This is a genomic window from Lutibacter sp. Hel_I_33_5, from assembly GCF_007827455.1.
Lineage (GTDB): Bacteria > Bacteroidota > Bacteroidia > Flavobacteriales > Flavobacteriaceae > Polaribacter.
This window is the reverse complement of record NZ_VISM01000001.1, coordinates 1,885,873-1,909,041: the sequence shown is the minus strand read 5'-3', so window position 1 is coordinate 1,909,041 and position 23,169 is coordinate 1,885,873. Positions and strand designations below refer to the sequence as shown.

Below are 23,169 nucleotides of genomic sequence, written 5' to 3'. Positions count from 1 at the left end.
CTTAGGGATGACACAAAAGTGAAATCGCTTTAAAAAAAATTTATGTCATTCAAATCATTAGGATTATCTGATGCTTTATTAAAAGCTGTCGAAGAAAAAGGATATACAGAACCTTCACCAATTCAACAAAAAGCAATACCACATATTTTAGATGGAAAAGATCTTTTGGCTTCTGCTCAGACAGGAACTGGAAAAACAGCGGGTTTTACTTTGCCTGTTTTACAACGATTAGCAGAAACTAAACATCCAAAATACAGGCCATTAAGAGCTTTGGTATTAACACCAACAAGAGAATTAGCAGCCCAAGTTTATGACAATGTTAGAGAATATAGTAGATATTTAAATATACATTCTGCTGTTGTATTTGGTGGCGTAAAAGCTGCAAGTCAAATTGCAACACTTCGTAGAGGTGTTGATATTTTAGTAGCAACTCCAGGTAGATTATTAGATTTACACGATCAAAAAGCGCTGTCTTTTAAGCGTATTGAGGTCTTAATTTTAGATGAAGCTGATAGGATGTTAGACATGGGTTTTGTTAGAGATATTAACAAAATCATGAGTTTTATGCCTTCAAAACGTCAGAACTTAATGTTTTCTGCAACGTTTTCTAAAGACATAAAAAAACTAGCTGAAGGTATTTTAAGAAATCCTGTTTCGGTAGAAGCTGCTCCACAAAACTCTACGGCAGAAATGGTTTCTCAGAAAGCATTTAGTGTTGATAAAGGTAAAAAAACAGCACTTGTTATAAAGTTAATTAGTGAAGGAAATTGGAATCAAGTTTTAATATTCACTAGAACTAAACATGGTGCTAATAAATTAACAAAGAAATTAATTGGTGCTAAAATTTCTGCAGCAGCAATTCATGGAAATAAAAGTCAGGGAGCAAGAACAAAAGCGTTAGCTAGTTTTAAAAATAACACCATTCGTGTTTTGGTTGCAACCGATATTGCTGCCCGTGGTTTAGACATTCCGTTATTACCACATGTTATTAATTTTGAATTACCTAATGTACCAGAAGATTATGTACATAGAATTGGTAGAACTGGTAGAGCTGGCGCAAGTGGAGAAGCTATTTCCTTGGTGTGTAGTGAAGAAACTGAATATCAAAAAGAGATAGAAAAAATTCTAAAAAAGCAGTTAAAAACTGAAGTACTAGAAGGTTTTGAACCAACTGATACTGCTCCGCCAAAAAGAGCAGCTACACAGAAAAAAGGTTCTTTTAAAAAGAAAAATGGTGTTGGTGCTTCTCATAGAGGTGGTTCTTCTAGAAAATCTAATTCACCAGAAAATAAATCGGAAAATTCTAATAATAGAAATAGATCGAGATCAAAAAGAAATAGACGCAGATAAGTGTCTTTTTTTTAGAAGATTATATTAGTACATTTGTCTTATTCTAAATTTTTCTTCATGAAATACGACAAAATTAATTCGCAATTATTTATTAAAAACAGAGCAAACTTTGCTTCTAAAATGAAGCCAAATAGTCTTGCTTTTTTTAATTCTAACGATATTTATCCAATCAGTGCAGATAGCACCATGCCTTTTGAACAAAATAGAGATATCTTCTACTTATCTGGCGTAGATCAAGAAGAAAGTGTGTTGGTTTTGTTTCCAGATTGTCCGAGAGAACATCATAAAGAAATATTATTTTTAAAGGAGACCAATGAGCATATTGCGGTTTGGGAAGGCGAAAAACTAACCAAAGAAGCTGCTTTAGCTACAAGCGGAGTAAAAACCGTGTATTGGCTGCAAGATATGGAAAAAGTGATTTTTGAAATCATGACCCAAGCTGAAACAGTTTATATAAATACCAACGAACATTATCGTGCAAATGTAGAAACCGAAACACGTGAAGATCGTTTTAATAAATGGTTATTAGCTAAATATCCTGCGCATGCAGTGGCTAAAAGCAATCCTATTTTACAGCGATTACGATCTGTAAAAGACGCGATAGAAATTGATTTAATTCAACAAGCCTGTGATATTACTGAAAAAGGGTTTAGAAGAATTTTAGGGTTTACAAAACCTGGTGTTAGGGAATATGAAATTGAGGCTGAGTTTATGCATGAATTTTTAAGAAATCGTTCTAAAAAGTTTGCATACACACCAATTGTTGCTAGTGGAAATAACGCTAACGTATTACATTATATAGAGAATAATCAAGAGTGTAAAGCTGGCGATTTAATGTTGTTGGATGTTGGTGCAGAATATGCAAATTATTCTTCGGATATGACACGAACAATTCCAGTTTCTGGTCGTTTTTCTGATAGACAAAAAGCTGTTTATAATGCTGTAAATCGTGTAAAAAAAGAAGCGACAAAAATGTTAGTTCCTGGTGCAGATTGGGCTGAATATCATAAAGAAGTTGGTAAAATAATGACATCAGAATTAATTGATTTAAACTTATTGAGTAAAGTTGATGTGCAAAATGAAGATAAAGATTGGCCAGCGTATAAAAAATATTTTATGCATGGTACAAGTCATCATATGGGATTAGATACGCATGATTATGGTTTGTTGCACGAGCCAATGCAAGCCAATATGGTTTTTACAGTTGAACCTGGAATTTACATTCCTGATGAAGGTTTTGGTATCCGTTTAGAAGATGATGTTGTGATTCAAGAAACTGGAGAACCTTTTAACTTAATGCGCAATATTCCTATAGAAGCAGATGAAATTGAAGATTTAATGAATAAATAATTTTCTTTATGACATCATGTTTCTTTTTTGGTGACAGCATTACTTTAGGCGAAAATGATTCTGTTTTTGGAGGTTGGGTAGATATCTTAAAAAGAACTTATTTTAAAGAATTTAATACTGGAAATCCGCAAGTAAAAATCTTTAATTTAGGAATTGGCGGGGAAACTACTCATGGTCTCTTAAAAAGAATTGAAGTAGAAACTGATGCTAGAAAATCACCAGAAAACAACATTATTTTTATAGGATATGGTGCCAACGATTTAGCAATTGTTGATACTAACTTTGTTGTTCCTCTTTCAATTTTTGAAAACAATATTGAAAAAGGAATTCAACTTGCAAAAAAAACAACTCAAAAAATTATTCTCTTAAGTATCTTACCTATTTCTGATGCTATAGACGGAATTCAATTGGAACCTGGAAAAACAAGAGTAAGTTCTGATGTAATAAAATATAATGTATGTCTTCAAAAAATTGCGTTAAAATACAATTTACAGTATGTTGATTTACATAAAAAATTTATAAAAAATAAAGAAGTTTTTCTTTCTCATGACGGTGTTCATCCTAACGAAAAAGGGTATCAATTTATCGCTGAAATTTTAAACCCTATTGTAAACACTCAAATCTAAAAAAAACTACCATATTTAAAAATGAAAAAGCTTGCCAGTTGGCAAGCTTTTTTTCTAGTTAAGAGAAATTGTCCCCACAAATACTTACTTAACATTATAGCCTTTATTTCAAAGACTATGCCAATATAACGATTACTTTACAACTAAAGTATATTGAGGAGTCTTATTAAAAGGACAAAAGTATTTATACGTTCCTTTTTTAAGCGTTACTTTCTTAGAAGATTCTTTTTTACCATGCTTAACCATTTTAGAAACGTAAGCGTTCTTTATATGATTTTCTGGTTTAGAACCATCTTTTCCATCTTCAATTAAAACCAATCCTACTTGTGGAGCTGCATCGTTATTTGACACTTCAAAAACATAAGTTCCTTCTGATAACGTAATTTGTTTCTGTGTAAACTCACCTTTTGTTTGCTCTAAAGAAACTGTTTTTACTGTTTCTTTTTTCATCATTTTGTCTTGTGCATTTGTGTTAAATGCAAAACCTAATACTACTACTAAAATTGCGATTACTTTTTTCATCTTTTCTATTGTTTTAACTATTTGTTTATAATTATGCTGTTACTATTTCTAAAGTTTGTGCTACTGGAAAATCTACAGGAACTTCTGTTGTTCTGTGGAAGTAGTTTGTAATTGTAATTTCACCAATTAGTAAAATTGCATCTGCTAAACTTCCTTTGGTATATCCAGCGTTATAAAAGTTTTCAATTGATTCTTGGGTTGCTGCACCTCTATTAATTGCAACACTTCTAGCAAATTTTGCTAATGCATCTAATTTCGAATCAAAAGAAGCTTCTCCTGTTCTTAATTCTAAAATTTCATCTTCTGTAAAACCATTCATTTTACCAATAGCAGTGTGTGCAGATAAACAGTATACACATTCATTTACTTGACTTACCGCTAAATTAATTACTTCTTTTTCTTTGGCTGAAAAACTTGTTATAGCATTCCCGAATGCTAAAAAGTTACCTAATGCAGTTTCGCTATGTGCAAAAGAGGCATATAAGTTAGGTACAAATCCTAGTCCTTTTTCTAATTGATTAAAAATTGCTTGATTATTTTCTGATACTTCGTTTTTTGTTGGTACATTAAATGTGCTCATAATTTCTATTTTAAATTTATTTTATTATTAATTATTTTTCTGTTTTGCATTCACAAAGTTGTTGTTCTGGGTTTTGCTCATCATAAGTTTGATATCCCCAACAGTTAGGGCATTGTGTATTTTCTGTTGCTCTCATAATCGGTTGTTTTTAATTCTGATACAAAGATGCGACCCAAATCAACCTTTAAAAATGGACAAAAGTTCCTTTGATTTGGACGATAGAAAAAATGAAGAAAAAAGAAACCCATTTGAGTAACAAATGGGTTATTATTATTTAAAAGTAAGATTAAGTTATTCTGTACTAGTAGCTGCTTTTAATCCTTTAATAATTAACCAAATTGGAAAAACTAATTGAATTAATGCCATTGGTAGCATTATATTTCCACTAACATTTTTACCAAAAATTGTAGCCGTTATTTGAATAAACATTAATAAAACAGCAATAAGACCAAAGACAGATAAAATTTTTGGGACTAATTTAGAAACGAACAATGTATAATACAATACAAATACTGGAAAAGTAGAAATTAGAAGGTAAAAATAATGTGTCCATAAATGTTTCTCAGAAAGTACAGTTTTCATAATATTTAGCGAATTCGAAGCTTCGTTAGCGTTTTGTGCAAAAGCTTTACTGAATTCTAACATCTCTAAAACATTATGATTATCTATCATTATCGCCACAAAATTAACGATACAAAAAGCGACGTATAAAAATGCTAAATTATAATGCTGTTTTTTAAAAATTGGTAATAATAAAATGGATACAATTATTGAGGCAATTCCGCTAAAAGTTCCCAAAATTGTTGATAGTATTAAATTGTTTTCATTGTTTAAAGCTATGCCGGAAAAATCTTTTGATGAGAGTACAGAGCTTTGTAAAACTTGAAAAATAATAACCCCAGAAATAAAGGTAAATAATAACAAAGCACCTGCAATTCTTCCTGTTTTTTTGTTTGAATTCATAGTATATGTTTAATTGGTTAGCAATTAATAGTAAGACGTAATTGTCTTTAAAATAGTTGCCTACAAGATACTAATATTCTTTTTTAAACTGAAGTGGAGATTTAGATATTGCCTTGGTAAAGAAGCGTGTAAAGTAAGCTGGATCATTAAAACCAAGCTCAAAAGCAATTTCTTTTACGGTTTTATTTGTGTAAACAAGTTGACGTTTTGCTTCTAATAAAATACGGTTTTTAATAAATTCTAATGGCGTTTTTGTGCCTAATTTTTGAAAATGTTTAGAGATCGATTTTGGTGAAACTCCTAATCTATTTGCATATTCAGTAACAGAATGAAGTTTTTTAAAGTTCTGCTCTACCAACAAACTAAAGTCTTTAAATAAACGTGTTTCTGTATCTTCTTTAAGAACATGGTTTTCTTTTTGCACACGCACAGCATGAATAATAAATTGTTTTAAATAAGATTGCAACATATCATATTGCGCAGTTTCATTTTGCTGAAATTCCTCAATTAAACTTTCTAATATAAAGTTGAGTTTTTCGGTGTCTTTTGCACAAGGTTTTACAAACGGAGTTTCATAAATATTATTAAACAAAACACCATTACATGCCACTTCTTTATCATGGGTTTGAATGCAATAAAAATCACGTACAAAACTCAATTTATAAGCAGTTTTTATTTTTTCAGAATCTACAGAAAATACTTGTCCTGGTGATAAGAAAAACAACACATTATCGTCAAAAGTATAACTTTCAAAATCGATATTATAGGTTCCTTTTCCTTCTTGAATCCAATAAATAGAATAGGCATCTATTTGTTCTTGATGATCTATTGTACAAGCTTTATCAAACTGAACTGTACTTAAAGAAAAAGTGTTTTTAAAAGAATATTTTGTAATGTCTTCTATTGCCATTTTTGTTTGTTACAAAAAAGTAGTCGTAAAAATAGTAGTAAACTTTACTCATATTAATTCTTAATTCAAAAGTTAGCGAAACTTCTTAAGATTCAAACCAATAAAGGTTATTATTGCAGGAATCACCCAACCTAAACTTTGGTTTGCTAACGGAATCATGTTTTTTATACCCATTAAATTTTCTCTTGGAATGATAAAACCTAAAAAATCTGGAATACTAAAAATAAACGTCACCAAAACTACAGTTCTAAAAACTGATTTAGAAGCATATTTATCAGGTAGAATATTTAATAAAATCAACACAATTGTTATTGGATAAATAAACATTAGCACCGGCAATGCAATTACAATAATAGAATGAAAATCCATTTGTCCAACTAAAATTCCGATTAAACAACCTACAATTGCTGTAGATATATACGCTTTTTGCGAGTCTTTAAATAATCCTTTAAAATAATCTGCTGTTCCTGTAATAATTCCAACAGCAGTAGTAAAACATGCTAAAGCAATTAATGTGCTTAAAAACACATTTCCAATATTTCCTAAGGTAGATTTACTTATTCCTCTTAATAAATTAGCTCTTTGCATATCATTAGATAAAGAGCCATCTACAAAAACTTCTGACCCATAAAATGCTCCTACAGCTATTAAACCTGCATAAATAATAAAGAGTCCTGAACCTGCAATGATTCCTGCTTTTTTTATCAATTCCTTTTTTTCATCAAAAGAATTTAGTCCTTTTAAGTTTAAAGAAATAATTACTACACCCCCAACTACAACTGCTCCTATTGCATCAAAAGTTTGATAACCTTCTAAGATACCATCTACAATTGGTGTTGTAAATTTACTTGGGTTCATAATCATATCAGAAGAAAACAATCCAATACCAATAACTAATACCAAAATAATTACAATAAAAGGTGTTAGGTATTTACCTATTAAATTTAAAATTTTAGAACGATTTAAAACAAAAACCAATACCAAAGCAAAATAAACGCAACTTGTTAAAAGTGGACTTGTACCAAAAATTGGATGAATAGCTATTTCATGAGTTGCAGATGCTGTTCTTGGTGATGGAATAGCTATAGAAATAATGTACACTATAACACAATAAATTAAACTAAAAGTCGGTGAAACTTTTTTACCAAAATCGTATAAAGTACCTTGTAATTTAGCATGCGCCATAATTCCGATAATAGGAATTACAACAGCGGTAATCATAAAACCAATGGTTACCCAAAACCAATTATTACCTGCGTTGTAACCTAAAAGTGGTGGTAACAATAAGTTTCCTGCACCAAAAAAAAGTGAAAATAACGCAAAACCAGCAATCCAAATTTCTTTTGTTTTGTTCATCTTTTAGTAGATTTTTATTCTTGAAATATACATATTTTTGTTTGATGCAAAATTCTATTCTTTTTAAGAACACCAAAATATCATTTTCTGATGTTGGTAAAGGAACTGCCGTAGTTTTACTCCATGGATTTTTAGAAAACACAACTATGTGGAAAGATATAATTCCTGAACTTTCTAAAAGAAATAGAATTATTGCCATCGATTTATTAGGACATGGAAAAACTGCATGTTTAGGGTATATCCATTCTATGGAAACCATGGCAGAAGCTGTAGAAGCCGTTTTAAATCATTTACGATTAAGGCGTTTTATTGTAATTGGTCATTCTATGGGCGGTTATGTAGCGTTAGCTTTCGCAGAAAAAAATCCACAAAAAATAAAAGGGTTGTGTTTAATGAATTCGACCTCTAATGATGATGATGAAGAACGAAAAAAACTACGCTCACGTGCTAATAAAATGATTCAGACTAATTTTGAAAGTATGGTTAAAATATCCGTTTCAAATTTATTTGGACAAAGCAATTTAGAGCGTTTTAAGTCAGAAATTTCATTCGTAAAAAAAGAGGCATTAAAAACACCACTTCAAGGATATATTGCAGCAAATGAAGGCATGAGAATTCGTAAAAACAGAAATCGTGTATTACAAAATAACGATTTTAAAAAGCTACTTATTATTGGCGAAAAAGACCCAGTTTTAGACTATAAAACATCTTTAAAAGAAGCAAAAGAGACCAACACAGAATTTGTTGTTTTCCCAGATGGACATATGAGTCATGTTGAGAATAAAGAAAAATTAAATGCTACTTTAGTTGATTTTGTGAAGGGTTGTTAAACTTGATTTTCTCAAAAAAAACAGCTAACTTCCATTATACGAAGTTTCAAAATAGTTTTACTTACCCTTCAAAGCATTCCAACCTTGTGCTTTTAGTTCAATTTCTTGGCTAGCTCTGGTGACTAAATTTAAACCTTGGTTTTCTTCTGTAATATGACCAATAATAGAAAAATTTGGATTTGCTTTTATCTTTTCAAAATCAGAAATAGGCACTGTAAATAACAACTCATAATCTTCACCACCACTTAATGCAACCATGGTTGAATCTAACTCAAACTCTTCACATGTAGAAATTACTTGCGGATCTAAAGGTAATTTATCTTCATAAATTTTACATCCTACTTTACTCTGTGTGCAAATATGAAAAAGCTCAGAAGACAATCCATCAGAAATATCAATCATAGAAGTTGGTTTTACTTCTAATTCTTTTAATAATCCCGAAATATCTTTACGTGCTTCTGGTTTTAACTGACGTTCAATCAAATACGAGTAATTATCTAAATCTGGTTGATTGTTTGGATCAACATTAAAAACTTGTTTCTCTCGTTCTAAAACCTGCAACCCTAAATATGCACCTCCTAAATCACCAGAAACAACAATTAAATCGGTTGCTTTTGCACCATTTCTATATACTATATCTTCTTTATTAGCCGAACCAATTGCAGTAACAGAAATTAAGATTCCTTTGGTAGAAGAGGTCGTATCCCCACCAATTAAATCAACTTTATACGTGTCACAAGCTAATTGAATTCCTGCATACAATTCTTCAATTGCTTCTAAAGGAAAACGATTAGAAACCGCAATAGAAACTGTTATTTGTTCTGCAGTTCCGTTCATCGCATACACATCAGATAAATTAACCATTACAGCTTTATAACCTAAATGTTTTAAAGGCATATAACTTAAATCAAAATGCACGCCTTCAATTAATAAATCTGTGGTAACTAACGTTTGTTTTTCTTTTGCTGAAATTACAGCAGCATCATCCCCAACTCCTTTTACAGTTGTTGAATTCTGAATTTTAAAATATTGAGTGATATGGTTTATCAATCCAAATTCACCTAATTCTGCTAACGATGTTTTACCTTGATTTTTGTCTTCTAACATGCCGCAAAGATACTATTTACATCATTTTTAACACCTTTTCTATAAGAAGAAATACATAAAATGGTACATTTGTTTGAGTTAACTCTTTTTTATGAACAAAAATCTACTCTTATTCGCTTTTTTGTTTTCTATATTTTCATATAGTCAAACACCTTGTGTAAATGGTTTTGCAGGAAATTATCCTTGTAAAGATTATGATTTACAATCTCATGTTTCTTTAGCTCAATTTGGAAGTAGCTCTGGAAACGATTCTTGGGGTTGGGTAGATTCAACAACAAATAAAGAGTATGCATTAATGTGTACAAATGATGGAGTCCATTTTATAGATATTTCTAATCCAACAAATCCTGTTATTTTAGGAAAGCTACCAACTGCAACGTTTAATAGTACTTGGAGAGATGTCAAAGTTTATAAAGATCATGCATTTATAGTAAGTGAAGCATCTAATCATGGAATGCAAGTTTTTGATTTAACTAAATTAAGAAATGTTTCAAATCCGCCAGTAACTTTTACTGCAGATAAACACTATACAGAATTCGGTAAAGCGCATAATATTGTTATTAATGAAGATTCTGGCTTTGCTTATATTGTTGGTTCTGCTAAATCTGCTGCGGGACCTTATTTTATAAATATTCAAGACCCAAAAAATCCAACAAGTCCTGGCGGTTTTTCTGGAGATGGATATACTCATGATGCACAAGTTGTTACTTATAATGGCCCAGACACAGATTATACTGGAAAAGAAATATTAATTGCGTGTAATGAGGATACTATTACAATTGTTGATGTTTCCAACAAAACAAATCCTATACAAATAGCTAGGTTAAGCTATCCAAATGTAAAATACTCACATCAAGGTTGGTTTACAGAAGATAAAAAATATTTTATTTTAGGAGATGAATTAGATGAACAACGGTTAGGTCATAAAACAAGATCTATTGTTTTTGATCTAACAAATCTAGACGTTCCGGTTGTTCATACTGAATATTTAGGCACAAACAATGCTATTGATCACAACGGATATGTGAAAGGCAATACTTTTTATTTGGCAAGTTACACGGCTGGAGTTAGAATGATTGATATTGCTGATATCGCTAATAAAAATCTTTCTGAAATTGGTTTTTTTGACACGTATCCATCTAATGACAACGCAAGTTTTAATGGTGTTTGGAATGTGTATCCTTATTTACCAAGTGGAAATATTATTGTTAGTGATTCTAATTCTGGATTATTTATTATTAAGAAAAGTAATTCTTTATCGATAAATTCTGAAGAATTAAGATCATCCTTTTCTATTTCCCCTAACCCTACAATTGGTAACCCTGTAATAAATGCATCCAACAAAAACACAATAAAATCGATCCAAGTGTTTAATCTTTTAGGTAAAGAAGTGTTTTCTAAGGAAAATATAAATCAATCACAGTATATATTAGAAATAGGTGATTTTGCTAAAGGATTGTATTTAGTTAAAATAAATAATGCTTTTTCTAAGAAATTTATTGTTCGATAAATGATATAATATGCTTAAAAAAGCACTTGTTTGTTCTCTTATTATTATCACTTCAACTTACTATTCTTGTTCTTCTGATGACGGAATAAATATTACAAAAGCACCTGCTTTTTCTGGGAAAATAGAACAGATAAAAACATACGGAGGCTCTAAAAATGATTTAGCAAATGCAGTTACTAAAACTGTAGATGGCGGTTATGCAGTTTTAGGTTATACACAAAGTAATGATGGAGATATTACTAATAAAACTAGCGAAGATTTCGATTTTTGGCTACTTAAATTTTCTACATTAAATCAACCACAATGGAATAAAACTTATGGTGGAACTAATGATGATAGAGGTAGCGATATTATTCAAACAAAAGATGGCGGTTTTGCAATTCTTGGCTATTCTAAAAGTGCCGATAAAGACGTTGCTTTAAATGCAGGTTTTAAAGATTATTGGGTTGCAAAATTAAACTCGAGTGGAACAATTCTATGGCAAAAATCATTTGGCTTTTCAGGAAATGATGCTGGTATTTCTTTAATAGAAACTTCCGATAACGGTTTTTTAATAACAGGTGTTTTAGATGTTTCAGCATCAAACGGACAGGGAAACTCAAAAATAGCTAGAAGACATGCTGGTGGAGATTATTGGGCTATTAAACTTACTGCAAACGGCGAAAAAAAATGGAGTAAGTTTTATGGCGGATCTTTTACAGATACACCATACGGAGTTGTAGAAACTGATGATGCAGGATTTATTATGGTTGGTTCATCAGACAGTAATGATGTTGATATAAAAGCAAATAAAGGAACCTATGATTTTTGGGTAATAAAAGTTGCTAATGACGGTACATTGATTTGGGAAAAATCATTTGGTGGATCAGAAATAGATGAAGCAAGAGCCATTACAAAAACACATGATGGAAATTATCTAATTGTTGGAGATACTAGAAGTTCAGACCAAGACGTTTCTACTAATAAAGGAGGAGCAGATTTATGGGTCATAAAAATTGATCTTGATGGAAAAATCATCTGGGAAAAATCATTTGGCGGGTCAAGTTTTGATGTTGGTCGAGGTGTTAGAAAAACTCAGGATAATGGATTTATAATTTCTGGGAGTTCAAGAAGTTCAGACAATAAATTAATCAATAATGGACAAAATGATGCGTTGGTTTTAAAAATAGATTCAAACGGAAATTTAGTTTGGAGTACAACCGTTGGTGGTTTTGAAATTGATTTTGCATATGACGCAACAGAATTGAATAATGGAACCATAATTGCCGTTGGAGAAAGTAATAGTTCAGACAGAGATATCTCTGTAAATAAAGGATTTACAGACGCATTAATCATTACAATTAAATAATACATGAGAAATAGTATATTACTTTTTTTAATCCTAATTATTACTTTTAACGCTTGTAGTTCAGATAATGATATTCCAATAATTAATGCTAAAATCACATTAAACTTTACACATCATTGGGACGAAACACCAGTCACAAATGAAGATTTTAATAGTATAAAATTCACAACTAAAAACGGAGAACAGTTAAGTATAGAAAGATTACGTTATGTAATTTCTAATGTTCTATTAACTGATGCAAAAAACAATATCGATACTTTAAGTAACTATCATTTAATAAATATTGGTGAAAATTCTGGGTTATCTTATGAATCGCCAAAAACTGTACATCCTGGAATTTATGATTTGACTTTTATTTTTGGTTTTAAAGATGCAGATAATGTTGATAGTGCCTATAAAGATTTGAATACTGCTAATTTTAATGTTCCTGCAATGTTAGGTGGCGGATATCATTTTATGCAATTTGATGGAAAGTATAAAGACACAAACATTCAAGATTCAAACTTTAATTATCACGCTATAAGAGCAGTGGATAGAACAGATCCAAATAATCTTAAGTTTCAAGACACATCAATTGCTGTAGATCTTGGAGAGGTAATTATTGACAATAATGCAAGTATAGAAATTAAAATGAACATTGCAGAATGGTTTAAAAACCCAAATACGTGGGATTTAAATGTATTAAATACCGTTTTAATGCCAAATTTTGATGCTCAGAAAATGATGAGTGAAAATGGTGAAGGCGTTTTCTCTTTAGGAGAAATAACACAAAATTAAATCTAAATGTCACTTCGGTGCAGTCGATAAGTCTGAATAATGAAACACTATTGGATATCTTTTTTTGCTCTTTTTCTTATAATGAATTGCGCATCAAAAGAAGAAGAAGTTTATACACCAATTCCTGCAACCTTAGAAATTCCAAAACTATTTTCAGATAAACTAATTTCGCCTTTAATTCCAAGTAATAATCCACTTACTCAAGAAGGAATTGCTTTAGGAAAGAAACTTTTTTTTGATAAAATATTATCAAAAAACAATACACAATCGTGTGCAAGTTGTCATAATCCTAAAAAAGCATTTACAGACGACACTAGATTTAGTGATGGTGTAGATGGAAAGTTTGGTAAAAGAAACTCAATGCCGCTTTTTAATTTAGCATGGAATTTTGACGAACGTTTTGCTTGGGACGGTAAAGAATTAGGTCTTGAAAGGCAAGCGTTAGAACCTGTTCGAAATCCGATAGAAATGCATAGTAAGTGGACGAATGTTGTTCAGAAACTTCAGAATCATTCCGAATATCCAACATTGTTTTTACAAGCATTTGCAACCTTAACAATAGATTCTTTATTGGTTACAAAAGCGATTGCACAATTTGAACGAACCTTAATTTCTGGAGAATCTAAATTTGATAAACATCTTCGTGGAGAAACTACACTAACCCCAGAAGAACAAAACGGATTTAACGTTTTTATGGATGAAGCTAGAGGAGATTGTTTTCATTGCCATGGAAGTAATAACAATCCTCTTTGGACAGATAACAAATTCCATAATAACGGATTAGATGCTACTTTTACCGATTTAGGTTTAGGAGCTGTAACTGGTGATCCAAATGATAATGGAAAATTTAAATCACCTTCGTTAAGAAACTTAGAATTTACTTCTCCGTATATGCACGATGGTCGATTTACAACTTTAGAAGAGGTCATTAATCATTATTCTGAAGGTCTAGTAAACTCAACAACCATAGATCCTTTAATGAAAAAAGTTGCTAATGGTGGGGTTAAATTATCAACTCAAGATAAGTCAGATTTAAAAGCATTTTTACTTACTCTTTCAGATTACGACTTTATTAATAATCCTGCATTTCAAGAATAATCAAAAAAGTCAATCAGAGTATCAACAATCACAATGAAAGGTTGGGTGGTAAATTGAGACTTATATCGTATATTTGCACTCCAATTTAGATTTAATCTATTTAAAAATGATAAAAGTTTCAAACACAGCTAAAAAGAAAGTCGTAGAATTAATGACTGATGACGGTTTTGATGCAAGCACAGATTTTGTTCGTGTTGGTGTTAAAAGTGGCGGATGTAGTGGTTTATCTTACGATTTAACTTTTGATAAAAGTACTCAAGAAAACGATAAAATTTTCGAAGAAAATAACGTTAAACTCGTCGTTGATAAAAAGAGTTTTTTATACCTGGTAGGAACTACTTTAGAATATTCAGGTGGATTAAACGGAAAAGGATTTGTGTTTAACAATCCAAACGCAAATCGCACATGTGGTTGTGGAGAATCATTTTCACTTTAAAAATTAGAGAATGTCAAAGTATACTGAAGACGATTTAGCAGAAGAATTAAAAACCAAAGAATACGAATATGGTTTTTATACAGATATAGAAAGTGAAACTTTTGCAAAAGGATTAAATGAAGATGTAGTTCGAGCAATTTCTAAAAAGAAAAACGAACCAGAATGGATGACCGAATGGAGATTAGAAGCGTTTAGAGTTTGGAAACAAATGGAAGAACCAGATTGGGCAAACGTGAACTATCCAAAACCTAATTTTCAAGAAATTGCTTATTATTCTGCACCAAAACAAAAACCTAAATTAGATAGTTTAGATGATGTTGATCCAGATTTATTAGAGACTTTTAAAAAGTTAGGTATTTCTTTAGATGAGCAAAAAAGATTAGCAAATGTTGCTGTTGATATTGTAATGGATTCTGTTTCTGTTGCAACTACTTTTAAGAAAACATTAGGTGAAAAGGGTATTATTTTTATGCCAATTTCAGAAGCAATTCAAGAACATCCAGAATTGGTAAAAAAATATTTAGGTACCGTTGTACCAACAACAGATAACTTTTATGCAGCGTTAAATTCGGCTGTTTTTTCTGATGGATCTTTCTGTTACATTCCAAAAGGAATTCGTTGTCCAATGGAATTATCAACCTATTTTAGAATTAACGAAGGTGGAACTGGTCAGTTTGAAAGAACATTAGTTGTTGCAGACGAAGGAAGTTATGTTTCTTATTTAGAAGGTTGTACAGCTCCGCAAAGAGATGAAAATCAATTACATGCCGCTGTTGTAGAATTAATTGCAATGGATGATGCAGAAATAAAATATTCTACCGTTCAAAACTGGTTTCCAGGAGATGAAAACGGAAAAGGTGGTGTTTTTAACTTTGTAACAAAAAGAGGTTTATGCGAAACAAATGCAAAAATTTCTTGGACACAAGTAGAAACAGGATCTGCTGTAACATGGAAATATCCAAGTTGTATTTTAAAAGGAAATAATTCTGTAGGTGAATTTTATTCGATTGCTGTAACTAACCATTATCAGCAAGCTGATACTGGAACTAAAATGATTCACTTAGGAAAAAACACAAAATCAACCATTATTTCTAAAGGAATATCTGCTGGAAAATCTCAAAACTCATATAGAGGATTGGTGCAAATAAATTCTAGAGCAGAAAACGCACGTAATTTTTCTCAGTGTGATTCTTTATTAATGGGTAATGCATGTGGAGCTCACACATTTCCTTATATAGAGGCAAAAAATAAATCGGCACAGATAGAACACGAAGCAACAACAAGTAAAATTGGTGAAGAACAATTATTTTACTGTAACCAACGTGGTATAGATACAGAGAAAGCGATTGCTTTAATTGTAAACGGATTTAGTAAAGAAGTATTAAATAAGTTGCCAATGGAGTTTGCTGTAGAAGCTCAAAAATTATTAGAAATTAGCTTAGAAGGTTCTGTAGGATAAAATCAATTCGTATGAAAAAAATTATCTTATTATTTTTAAGTTTAGCGATTGTTAGCTGTAAAAACACAGAAAAAAAAGAAGCTAAATTAGTTGAAAAAGCTACTGTAAAATTATATCAATTAGTTGGTGGTTCTATTTTAGTAAAAAAACTAGAAGCTTTTTCTCAAGACACAACATATACAGGTCAAACAAAACAATTTACAGACTCATATTATGTAATCTCTCATCCAAAAGGAAACTTAATGTGGGACGCAGGTCTGCCAGAACAATTAGTTGTTCCAGAACCATTTCATACTCAAAATGGAGTTTTTGCAGTACAAAGACCAGATTCCTTAGTAAATCAATTAAAAACAATTGGTTTTAAAATTAAAGATTTTAGTCATTTTGCATTATCACATTCTCATTTCGATCATACTGGGCATGCAAACTACATGAAAAATGCAACTTGGCTCGTTCAAGAAAACGAATATAATGCTGTTGCTGGTGATTCTGCAAAAGTGAAAAACCCAGCAGTAAAAAAGTTGGAAAAAATTCAGAAATTAAACGGAGATCATGATGTTTTTGGTGACGGAACAGTGGTCATTAAATACATGCCGGGTCATACCATTGGTCACCAAGCTTTATATATTGAAGTTTCTGGTGTAGAAAAACCAATTTTATTGACTGGAGATTTATATCATTTTGAAGAAAATAGAGCAACAAAAGGGATTCCATCATTTAATTATGATGTAAAACAAACATTGGAAAGTATGGATAAATTTGAGGCTTTTGCGAAAGAAAAAAACGCAGAAGTTATTATTCAACATTCTCCAATCGCCTTTAAAAAATTAGAAGAAATATTAAAAAACAAATAGCGTAAGCAATGTTAAAAATAGAAAACCTACAGGCAGAAATAGAAGAAAAATCAATTTTAAAAGGATTGAATTTAGAAGTAAAAGCAGGTGAAGTACACGCAATCATGGGTCCAAATGGAGCTGGAAAAAGTACGTTAGCAAATATTATTGCTGGTAAAGAAGAATATGAAGTTACTGGTGGATCTATTGAATTAAATGGAGAAGATATTGGTGAATTAGCACCGGAAGAAAGAGCGCATAACGGTGTGTTTTTATCGTTTCAATATCCAGTAGAAATTCCTGGAGTTTCGGTAACAAATTTTATAAAAACTGCGATTAACGAAACAAGAAAAGCAAAAGGGTTAGAAGACATGCCTGCAAAGGACATGTTAAAAATGATTCGTGAGAAATCAGAATTATTAGAAATAGACCGTAAATTTTTATCACGTTCTTTAAACGAAGGTTTTTCTGGAGGTGAAAAGAAACGTAACGAGATTTTTCAAATGGCCATGTTAGAACCAAAATTAGCAATTTTAGATGAAACAGATTCTGGTTTAGATATCGATGCGTTAAGAATTGTTGCAAATGGTGTAAACAAGTTAAAATCTAAAGACAATGCTGTAATTGTTATTACACATTACCAACGTTTATTAGAATATATCGTTCCAGATTATGTACATGTTTTACACGATGGTAAAATTGTAAAATCTGGTGATGCTTCACTTGCTTTAGAATTAGAAGCAAAAGGATACGATTGGATTAAAGAAGAAGTAAATAGTTAAAAGTTGAAAAGCCAAAAGTCTAAAAGAAGGTTTCCTTTTTAACTTTCTAACTTTAGACTTTAAGACTCATAAATAATGGAATTAAAAGATAAAATAGTATCATCTTATGTAGCGTTTGAAAATGGATTGGATATTAATTCTGATATTCATGAAATTAGAACAGAAGCACTACAAAATTTTGAGAAACTAGGGTTTCCTACCAAGAAGTTAGAAGCTTGGAAATACACGTCTTTAAACTCAGTTTTAAAGAATGATTACAGTATTTTTCCAAACAAAGAAAACACGATTGAATTTGCTGATGTAAAAAAGTACTTTATTCATGATATAGACACCTATAAAATTGTTTTTATCGATGGAAAATACAGCTCTTTTTTATCTGATGTAACGCATGATGAAAAAGATATTTGTTTATTATCTTCAGCATTATCAAAATCAAAATATAGCCCAGTTATTGAAAATTATTTCAATAAAATAGCAAAACAGGATAATTTAACATCGTTAAATACTGCTTTTGCAAACGAAGGAGCTTACATTTATATTCCTAGAAATGTTGAGGTAGAAAAGCCAATACAAATCATCAATTTTACTACAGGTTCTGAAGCTGCAACAATGGTTCAGCCACGTAATTTAATTGTTGTTGAAGAAAATGCACATGTTCAAATTATAGAGCGTCATCAATCTTTAACATCAAATGCAGTTTTATCAAATGTCGTAACCGAAGTTTTTGCTGCTAGAAATTCGACAGTAGATTTTTATAAAATTCAGAATGATAACATCAACGCTTCATTGGTTGATAATACGTACATAGAGCAAAAAACAAACTCTGTTGTTTCTGTTCATACATTTTCTTTTGGAGGAAATATTACTAGAAATAATTTAAACTTTTATCAAAGAGGTGAGCATATGGACTCTATCTTAAAAGGGATTACAATTATTGAAGGAAAACAACATGTAGATCATCACACATTGGTACATCATATTGAGCCAAATTGTGAATCTCATCAAGATTATAAAGGTATTTTTGACGAGCGTTCTACGGGAGTTTTTAATGGAAAAGTGATTGTAGAAAAAGAGGCGCAGAAAACAAACGCTTATCAACAAAACAATAATGTTTTAATAAGTGATAAAGCTACAATTAATGCAAAACCTCAGTTAGAAATTTTTGCTGATGATGTAAAATGTTCTCACGGTTGTACTATTGGTCAATTAGATGATGATGCCTTATTTTACATGCAACAAAGAGGAATTCCTGCAAAAGAAGGTAAAGCATTATTAATGTATGCTTTTGCAAATACGGTTTTAGAAAGTGTAAAAATACCAGAAGTAAAACAACGTATCAATAAGCTAATTGCAACTAAATTAGGTGTTAATATTGGGTTTGATTTGTAAGCATTTAAAATACTTTTTATATAAAATATAACCACGCTTTTTGCGTGGTTTTTTATTTTAAATCAAAAACTACAACTCGTCTACACTTAAATTCCATTGGTCTACAGTAAAACAGATAATTAACTAAGCAAATCTATTTCTAAGGATAAAAAAATTACTTTTATATAAAATTACTTTTTATCCTTGGAAAAAAAACTAAATATTTTATTGATAGAAGACGATAGATTAGAAGTGCTAAAATTTACTAGAGCTACTTCTAATAATGCAAATAACTTCAATATATCGCACGTTATAAATGGCAAAGAAGCGTTGATTTCACTTAAAAATGAAACACCTAATATTATTTTACTAGATTTAAACATGCCAGATACTAATGGTATCGAATTTCTAACAATTTTAAAAAATAATCGTACACTAAAACATATACCTACCATCGTATTAACTACATCAAACAACAAAAAAGATATAAAAGAATGTTACGAAATTGGTATAGCTGGATATATTATTAAACCTTTAAAATATGAAGAGTACGAAGAAAAGATTCTTACAGTTATTAAATACTGGAATCTTAATGAATTTAAAACATAATACAATATGAAAGGAATTGTTTTTACTGAGTTTCTAGATTTAGTTGAAGATAAATTTGGTTTAGAAATGGTGGATACTATTATTGAACAATCTAAATTAGAATCTGGCGGAAGTTATACCTCTATCGGCACGTACAAGTTTGCAGAAATGTTAAGTCTTTTAAGTAATTTAAGTAATAATACAGGGCTTTCTATAGACAATTTATTATTGGTCTATGCAGAACACTTTTTTAGTGTTTTAGAGAAGAGTTATCCTGGTCTTTTAAATACGTATAAAGACCCTATAGAAATGTTGTCTTCTATAGAAAATCATATTCATATAGAAGTAAGAAAAATATATCCTGATGCAGAATTACCTACTTTTATTGTAGAAGAAAAAACCGAAAACTCATTAACAATGGTCTATAAATCTAGTAGAGCCATGCATCATTTTGGATTGGGTTTAATGAATAAGACTTTTGAACATTTTAATTCAACAGCAACTATTTTATTAGAAAAAATTAAAGAAGATGGTACTGAAGTCCGATTTTTTATCAAAAAAAATTAGTGAAAAATTCAAAAATTGAAATATTAGAAAGAGCCCTAGAAAGGCAAATAAAAGCTAGAAAACAAGCAGAAAAAATTCTTGAAGAAAAGTCTTTGGAATTATATAATACTTCAGAAAAATTAAAAGTTGCAAATACCAAATTAGAATCATTATTAGACGAAAAAACTTCGCAATTAAAAGGAATTTTTGAAAATATAAACGATGCTTATATAGTTGTTGATATTGAAGGAAATGTTTTAAAAATGAATGAAAATGCTGAGGAACTTCTCGGTTATACTCTAAATAACAATCATTTAAATATTAACAGCTTAGTCTATAAAGAGGATTATACATATGCAATTAACTCATTTAAACAATTATTAATTACTGGGAATTTCACTAATTATAATGCTAGAATACTCACTAAAGAAAATCAAATAAAATGGGTAAATATTAATGCTAGTGTAGTGTACGATAATCAAAAAAATGCTATTGCTGTTCAAGGTATTATTAGAGATGTTACTCATCAACGAGAAAAAAGAATTATCCTAGATATGATTAATAATACCGTAAAATCTATTCTAGGAAAAGAAAATATTTATGAAATAGCATGGGAAATATCGAGCTCGATAGCTAATTATCTTGGCACAAATGATTGTGTTATATATTTAGTAGATCATTCAACAAATACCTTAGAACAAATAGCAGCTTTTGATAACAAACTAAACCCTAAAAAAGAAATAGCAAATAAAATAATTTTACCAATTGGTAAAGGAATTGTAGGCAGCGTAGCAAAGTCTGGAAATCCAGAAATAATTAATGATACAAGTATTGATAATCGGTATGTTTTGGATGATGAAAATCGTTTGTCAGAAATAACTGTACCAATTATAAGTGAAGGAAATGTGATTGGTATTATTGATGCAGAACATAAAAATAAAAACCATTTTACACCCGAGCATTTAATTACCATACAAAACATTGCAAATTTGGTGGCGCTACAACTTAAAAGCGCTATTAATTTAAGAGAACGAAAAAAAGCAGAAACCCAAAACAAAGAATTGCTACTTACGCTTGAAAAAAATAATGAAGAATTACAAGAATATGCGCACATTGTTACGCACGATTTAAAATCTCCATTAAGAAGTTTATATGCATTAACATCTTGGCTTAAAACCGATAATATTGATAGTTATAATCAAACAAGCTTGCAGTATTTTAATGATATAGAATTGACCTTAGAAAAAATGGAATCATTAATTTCTGATGTTTTAAGTTATTCTAGTTTAGAAGCAAATCAACAAATAAAAGACCCAGTAGCATTAGACGTTTTAATAAAGGATATTATCCAACTTTTATATGTTCCAGAAAATATTACAATAAAAACTACTAAGAAATTACCTATATTGTATGGTGATAAAACCTTATATCAAAGATTATTTCAGAACTTAATTGAAAACGCAATAAAGTTTAATGATAAGCCGCAAGGAACCATAGAAATTGATGTTAAAGAACATAAATCTTTTTATAAGTTTTCTGTAAAAGACAATGGTATTGGAATAGAGAAAAAGCATTTTACTAAAATCTTTAAAATCTTTCAATCACTTAAAAAAGCAAAAGACTCTACAGGTATTGGTCTTTCTGTTGTAAAAAAAATAGTTGATATCTATAAAGGCGAAATTTGGGTAGAATCTCAAGTAAATAAAGGAACTACCTTTTATTTCACCATAAAAAAGTAACGATGGAAGAACCCAATTTATCATATATTAAAACAATTTCTAAAGGTGATTTCGACTTTGAAAAAAAGATAATTACCATAATTAAAGAAGAATTATTTACAGAAATAGACGACTACTATCGTTTTTTTAAAGAATCTGATTTAAAGAAAACTAAAGAAATAGTACATAGAATTAAACATAAAATGGTGATTTTGGGACTTGAAAAAAGTTATGAATTAACCAACGATTTTGAAAATAGCTTACGAGAAGAAAAAATAATAAATCAAAAATATTTTGAATCAATGCTACCCCTAATGAAAAATTATATAAATAAATTACAAGATGGAATGTATAATAGTAGATGATGAATTAGTGGCAAGAACAATTTTAAGTCAGGTTGCAGAAGATATTCCTGAGTTAAATATAGTAGGGCAATTTTCTAATGCTTTAGAGGCTATGAAGTTTTTAAATAAAAACACCGTAGATGTTATTTTTCTTGACATCCACATGCCAGATTTTGATGGTTTTGACTTTATTCAAAGTTTAAAGAATCCACCTAAAATTATATTAACTACTTCCGATAGAAACTTTGCAATAGAAGCTTTTGAGTATACTTTTGTGGTAGATTATATCGTAAAACCTATAGAATTAGAACGTTTAAAGAAAGCTGTTGCAAAAGTAAAAGCCATTAGTTTAGTTAATACTTCTACGCCAACAAAAAAAGTGGAAAGTCAAAATAGTACCGATACACTTTATGTAAATATTGACAGACGATTGGTTAAAATTGATATTCCAAGTATTTATGTAATTGAAGCTAGAGGAGATTATATTAAAATAAAAACCGAAGAAAAAAACCACATTGTACATTGTCCTTTAAAAAAGATTGAAGAAAAATTACCTGTGGAAAGTTTCTTAAAAGTACACAGATCTTATGTAATAAATATCAATAAAATTGTTGATATAGAAGATAGTAGTGTGCTTATAAAACAAGATATTATTCCGGTAAGTAGATCTAATAGGAATGAACTTAAAAGACGTTTAAATTTATTGTAACCTTTTAGCAATACTCACAAACCATTTATCCACAGTAAATGAATCATTAGTCGATAAAA

General features: G+C 30.2%; 24 protein-coding genes. 18 read left to right on the top strand and 6 right to left on the bottom strand.

Annotated elements, in window-relative coordinates; genetic code table 11:
• Positions 1 to 42 precede the first annotated feature (42 nt).
• From OD91_RS08505 to OD91_RS08495, 3 genes are read left to right on the top strand one after another with little or no spacing between them, the layout of a single operon-like run.
• A complete protein-coding gene (locus tag OD91_RS08505; protein WP_144895963.1) occupies positions 43 to 1,350 on the top strand; it encodes a DEAD/DEAH box helicase in 1,308 nt (435 codons plus the stop codon).
• A 57-nt stretch (positions 1,351 to 1,407) separates the two neighbouring features.
• Positions 1,408 to 2,700 (top strand): aminopeptidase P family protein, encoded by a 1,293-nt coding sequence (locus OD91_RS08500; protein ID WP_144895962.1) that lies wholly within the window; start codon positions 1,408 to 1,410, stop codon positions 2,698 to 2,700.
• A gap of 8 nt (positions 2,701 to 2,708) precedes the next feature.
• The gene (locus OD91_RS08495; protein WP_144895961.1) at positions 2,709 to 3,326 is read left to right on the top strand and encodes a GDSL-type esterase/lipase family protein; all 618 of its coding nucleotides are present in this window, start codon (positions 2,709 to 2,711) and stop codon (positions 3,324 to 3,326) included.
• 132 nt (positions 3,327 to 3,458) lie between these two features.
• On the opposite strand, the gene OD91_RS08490 is transcribed toward OD91_RS08495, so the two are convergent.
• The 5 genes from OD91_RS08490 to brnQ form a co-directional block, all read right to left on the bottom strand.
• Positions 3,459 to 3,848, bottom strand: coding sequence for a cupredoxin domain-containing protein (locus OD91_RS08490; RefSeq protein WP_144895960.1), 390 nt, complete (start codon positions 3,846 to 3,848; stop codon positions 3,459 to 3,461).
• Between the two features lie 31 nt (positions 3,849 to 3,879).
• Entirely contained in the window at positions 3,880 to 4,428 is a 549-nt protein-coding gene (locus OD91_RS08485) for a carboxymuconolactone decarboxylase family protein (RefSeq protein WP_144895959.1), read from the bottom strand.
• A 291-nt stretch (positions 4,429 to 4,719) separates the two neighbouring features.
• The gene (locus OD91_RS08480; protein ID WP_144895958.1) at positions 4,720 to 5,391 is read right to left on the bottom strand and encodes a DUF4386 domain-containing protein; all 672 of its coding nucleotides are present in this window, start codon (positions 5,389 to 5,391) and stop codon (positions 4,720 to 4,722) included.
• Between the two features lie 70 nt (positions 5,392 to 5,461).
• Entirely contained in the window at positions 5,462 to 6,301 is an 840-nt protein-coding gene (locus OD91_RS08475) for a helix-turn-helix domain-containing protein (RefSeq protein WP_144895957.1), read from the bottom strand.
• A gap of 72 nt (positions 6,302 to 6,373) precedes the next feature.
• Positions 6,374 to 7,657 (bottom strand): branched-chain amino acid transport system II carrier protein, encoded by a 1,284-nt coding sequence (brnQ, locus tag OD91_RS08470; protein ID WP_144895956.1) that lies wholly within the window; start codon positions 7,655 to 7,657, stop codon positions 6,374 to 6,376.
• A 44-nt stretch (positions 7,658 to 7,701) separates the two neighbouring features.
• Here brnQ and OD91_RS08465 point away from each other — a divergent pair, with 44 nt between their 5' ends.
• On the top strand, positions 7,702 to 8,487 hold the full coding sequence (locus tag OD91_RS08465) for an alpha/beta fold hydrolase (protein ID WP_144895955.1): 786 nt from the start codon (positions 7,702 to 7,704) through the stop codon (positions 8,485 to 8,487).
• A gap of 57 nt (positions 8,488 to 8,544) precedes the next feature.
• Here OD91_RS08465 and thiL read toward each other — a convergent pair whose 3' ends face one another.
• Positions 8,545 to 9,594 carry a thiamine-phosphate kinase gene (thiL, locus tag OD91_RS08460; RefSeq protein WP_144895954.1) on the bottom strand — a complete coding sequence of 350 codons (1,050 nt, stop codon included), beginning with the start codon at positions 9,592 to 9,594 and terminating at the stop codon, positions 8,545 to 8,547.
• A 91-nt stretch (positions 9,595 to 9,685) separates the two neighbouring features.
• Between thiL and OD91_RS08455 the strand changes: the two genes are divergently transcribed.
• The 14 genes from OD91_RS08455 to OD91_RS08390 all read left to right on the top strand — a co-directional run bounded on the left by OD91_RS08455 (position 9,686) and on the right by OD91_RS08390 (position 23,110).
• Positions 9,686 to 11,104, top strand: coding sequence for a choice-of-anchor B family protein (locus tag OD91_RS08455; RefSeq protein ID WP_144895953.1), 1,419 nt, complete (start codon positions 9,686 to 9,688; stop codon positions 11,102 to 11,104).
• A 10-nt stretch (positions 11,105 to 11,114) separates the two neighbouring features.
• On the top strand, positions 11,115 to 12,452 hold the full coding sequence (locus tag OD91_RS08450) for a hypothetical protein (RefSeq protein ID WP_144895952.1): 1,338 nt from the start codon (positions 11,115 to 11,117) through the stop codon (positions 12,450 to 12,452).
• 3 nt (positions 12,453 to 12,455) lie between these two features.
• Entirely contained in the window at positions 12,456 to 13,229 is a 774-nt protein-coding gene (locus tag OD91_RS08445) for an MbnP family protein (RefSeq protein WP_144895951.1), read from the top strand.
• Positions 13,230 to 13,310: 81 nt separating this feature from the next.
• On the top strand, positions 13,311 to 14,327 hold the full coding sequence (locus tag OD91_RS08440) for a cytochrome-c peroxidase (RefSeq protein WP_144895950.1): 1,017 nt from the start codon (positions 13,311 to 13,313) through the stop codon (positions 14,325 to 14,327).
• A gap of 106 nt (positions 14,328 to 14,433) precedes the next feature.
• Positions 14,434 to 14,763: an iron-sulfur cluster assembly accessory protein gene (locus tag OD91_RS08435; protein WP_144895949.1), complete on the top strand. Its 330-nt coding sequence runs from the start codon at positions 14,434 to 14,436 to the stop codon at positions 14,761 to 14,763.
• A 10-nt stretch (positions 14,764 to 14,773) separates the two neighbouring features.
• On the top strand, positions 14,774 to 16,222 hold the full coding sequence (gene sufB, locus OD91_RS08430) for a Fe-S cluster assembly protein SufB (RefSeq protein ID WP_144895948.1): 1,449 nt from the start codon (positions 14,774 to 14,776) through the stop codon (positions 16,220 to 16,222).
• Positions 16,223 to 16,233: 11 nt separating this feature from the next.
• Positions 16,234 to 17,076, top strand: coding sequence for an N-acyl homoserine lactonase family protein (locus tag OD91_RS08425; RefSeq protein ID WP_144895947.1), 843 nt, complete (start codon positions 16,234 to 16,236; stop codon positions 17,074 to 17,076).
• Between the two features lie 8 nt (positions 17,077 to 17,084).
• On the top strand, positions 17,085 to 17,837 hold the full coding sequence (gene sufC / locus OD91_RS08420) for a Fe-S cluster assembly ATPase SufC (RefSeq protein ID WP_144895946.1): 753 nt from the start codon (positions 17,085 to 17,087) through the stop codon (positions 17,835 to 17,837).
• Positions 17,838 to 17,912: 75 nt separating this feature from the next.
• On the top strand, positions 17,913 to 19,226 hold the full coding sequence (sufD, locus tag OD91_RS08415; RefSeq protein WP_144895945.1) for a Fe-S cluster assembly protein SufD: 1,314 nt from the start codon (positions 17,913 to 17,915) through the stop codon (positions 19,224 to 19,226).
• Between the two features lie 183 nt (positions 19,227 to 19,409).
• Positions 19,410 to 19,814 carry a response regulator gene (locus OD91_RS08410; protein WP_144895944.1) on the top strand — a complete coding sequence of 135 codons (405 nt, stop codon included), beginning with the start codon at positions 19,410 to 19,412 and terminating at the stop codon, positions 19,812 to 19,814.
• A gap of 6 nt (positions 19,815 to 19,820) precedes the next feature.
• Positions 19,821 to 20,360 carry a heme NO-binding domain-containing protein gene (locus OD91_RS08405; RefSeq protein WP_144895943.1) on the top strand — a complete coding sequence of 180 codons (540 nt, stop codon included), beginning with the start codon at positions 19,821 to 19,823 and terminating at the stop codon, positions 20,358 to 20,360.
• Complete coding sequence (locus OD91_RS08400; protein ID WP_144895942.1) at positions 20,360 to 22,078, top strand: ATP-binding protein; 1,719 nt, start codon at positions 20,360 to 20,362, stop codon at positions 22,076 to 22,078. Before OD91_RS08405 ends, OD91_RS08400 begins: the two co-directional genes overlap by 1 nt.
• Before the next feature lie 2 nt (positions 22,079 to 22,080).
• Positions 22,081 to 22,422 carry an Hpt domain-containing protein gene (locus OD91_RS08395; RefSeq protein WP_144895941.1) on the top strand — a complete coding sequence of 114 codons (342 nt, stop codon included), beginning with the start codon at positions 22,081 to 22,083 and terminating at the stop codon, positions 22,420 to 22,422.
• Positions 22,400 to 23,110 (top strand): LytTR family DNA-binding domain-containing protein, encoded by a 711-nt coding sequence (locus OD91_RS08390; protein ID WP_144895940.1) that lies wholly within the window; start codon positions 22,400 to 22,402, stop codon positions 23,108 to 23,110. Before OD91_RS08395 ends, OD91_RS08390 begins: the two co-directional genes overlap by 23 nt.
• Positions 23,111 to 23,169 lie beyond the last annotated feature (59 nt).

What these genes read in the sequence shown, in the direction of transcription:
- OD91_RS08505 (WP_144895963.1), top strand. Translation starts at nt 43, where the DNA reads ATGTCATTCAAATCATTAGGATTATCTGATGCTTTATTAAAAGCTGTC.
- OD91_RS08500 (WP_144895962.1), top strand. Translation starts at nt 1,408, where the DNA reads ATGAAATACGACAAAATTAATTCGCAATTATTTATTAAAAACAGAGCA.
- OD91_RS08495 (WP_144895961.1), top strand. Translation starts at nt 2,709, where the DNA reads ATGACATCATGTTTCTTTTTTGGTGACAGCATTACTTTAGGCGAAAAT.
- OD91_RS08490 (WP_144895960.1), bottom strand. Translation starts at nt 3,848, where the DNA reads ATGAAAAAAGTAATCGCAATTTTAGTAGTAGTATTAGGTTTTGCATTT.
- OD91_RS08485 (WP_144895959.1), bottom strand. Translation starts at nt 4,428, where the DNA reads ATGAGCACATTTAATGTACCAACAAAAAACGAAGTATCAGAAAATAAT.
- OD91_RS08480 (WP_144895958.1), bottom strand. Translation starts at nt 5,391, where the DNA reads ATGAATTCAAACAAAAAAACAGGAAGAATTGCAGGTGCTTTGTTATTA.
- OD91_RS08475 (WP_144895957.1), bottom strand. Translation starts at nt 6,301, where the DNA reads ATGGCAATAGAAGACATTACAAAATATTCTTTTAAAAACACTTTTTCT.
- brnQ (WP_144895956.1), bottom strand. Translation starts at nt 7,657, where the DNA reads ATGAACAAAACAAAAGAAATTTGGATTGCTGGTTTTGCGTTATTTTCA.
- OD91_RS08465 (WP_144895955.1), top strand. Translation starts at nt 7,702, where the DNA reads ATGCAAAATTCTATTCTTTTTAAGAACACCAAAATATCATTTTCTGAT.
- thiL (WP_144895954.1), bottom strand. Translation starts at nt 9,594, where the DNA reads ATGTTAGAAGACAAAAATCAAGGTAAAACATCGTTAGCAGAATTAGGT.
- OD91_RS08455 (WP_144895953.1), top strand. Translation starts at nt 9,686, where the DNA reads ATGAACAAAAATCTACTCTTATTCGCTTTTTTGTTTTCTATATTTTCA.
- OD91_RS08450 (WP_144895952.1), top strand. Translation starts at nt 11,115, where the DNA reads ATGCTTAAAAAAGCACTTGTTTGTTCTCTTATTATTATCACTTCAACT.
- OD91_RS08445 (WP_144895951.1), top strand. Translation starts at nt 12,456, where the DNA reads ATGAGAAATAGTATATTACTTTTTTTAATCCTAATTATTACTTTTAAC.
- OD91_RS08440 (WP_144895950.1), top strand. Translation starts at nt 13,311, where the DNA reads ATGAATTGCGCATCAAAAGAAGAAGAAGTTTATACACCAATTCCTGCA.
- OD91_RS08435 (WP_144895949.1), top strand. Translation starts at nt 14,434, where the DNA reads ATGATAAAAGTTTCAAACACAGCTAAAAAGAAAGTCGTAGAATTAATG.
- sufB (WP_144895948.1), top strand. Translation starts at nt 14,774, where the DNA reads ATGTCAAAGTATACTGAAGACGATTTAGCAGAAGAATTAAAAACCAAA.
- OD91_RS08425 (WP_144895947.1), top strand. Translation starts at nt 16,234, where the DNA reads ATGAAAAAAATTATCTTATTATTTTTAAGTTTAGCGATTGTTAGCTGT.
- sufC (WP_144895946.1), top strand. Translation starts at nt 17,085, where the DNA reads ATGTTAAAAATAGAAAACCTACAGGCAGAAATAGAAGAAAAATCAATT.
- sufD (WP_144895945.1), top strand. Translation starts at nt 17,913, where the DNA reads ATGGAATTAAAAGATAAAATAGTATCATCTTATGTAGCGTTTGAAAAT.
- OD91_RS08405 (WP_144895943.1), top strand. Translation starts at nt 19,821, where the DNA reads ATGAAAGGAATTGTTTTTACTGAGTTTCTAGATTTAGTTGAAGATAAA.
- OD91_RS08395 (WP_144895941.1), top strand. Translation starts at nt 22,081, where the DNA reads ATGGAAGAACCCAATTTATCATATATTAAAACAATTTCTAAAGGTGAT.
- OD91_RS08390 (WP_144895940.1), top strand. Translation starts at nt 22,400, where the DNA reads ATGGAATGTATAATAGTAGATGATGAATTAGTGGCAAGAACAATTTTA.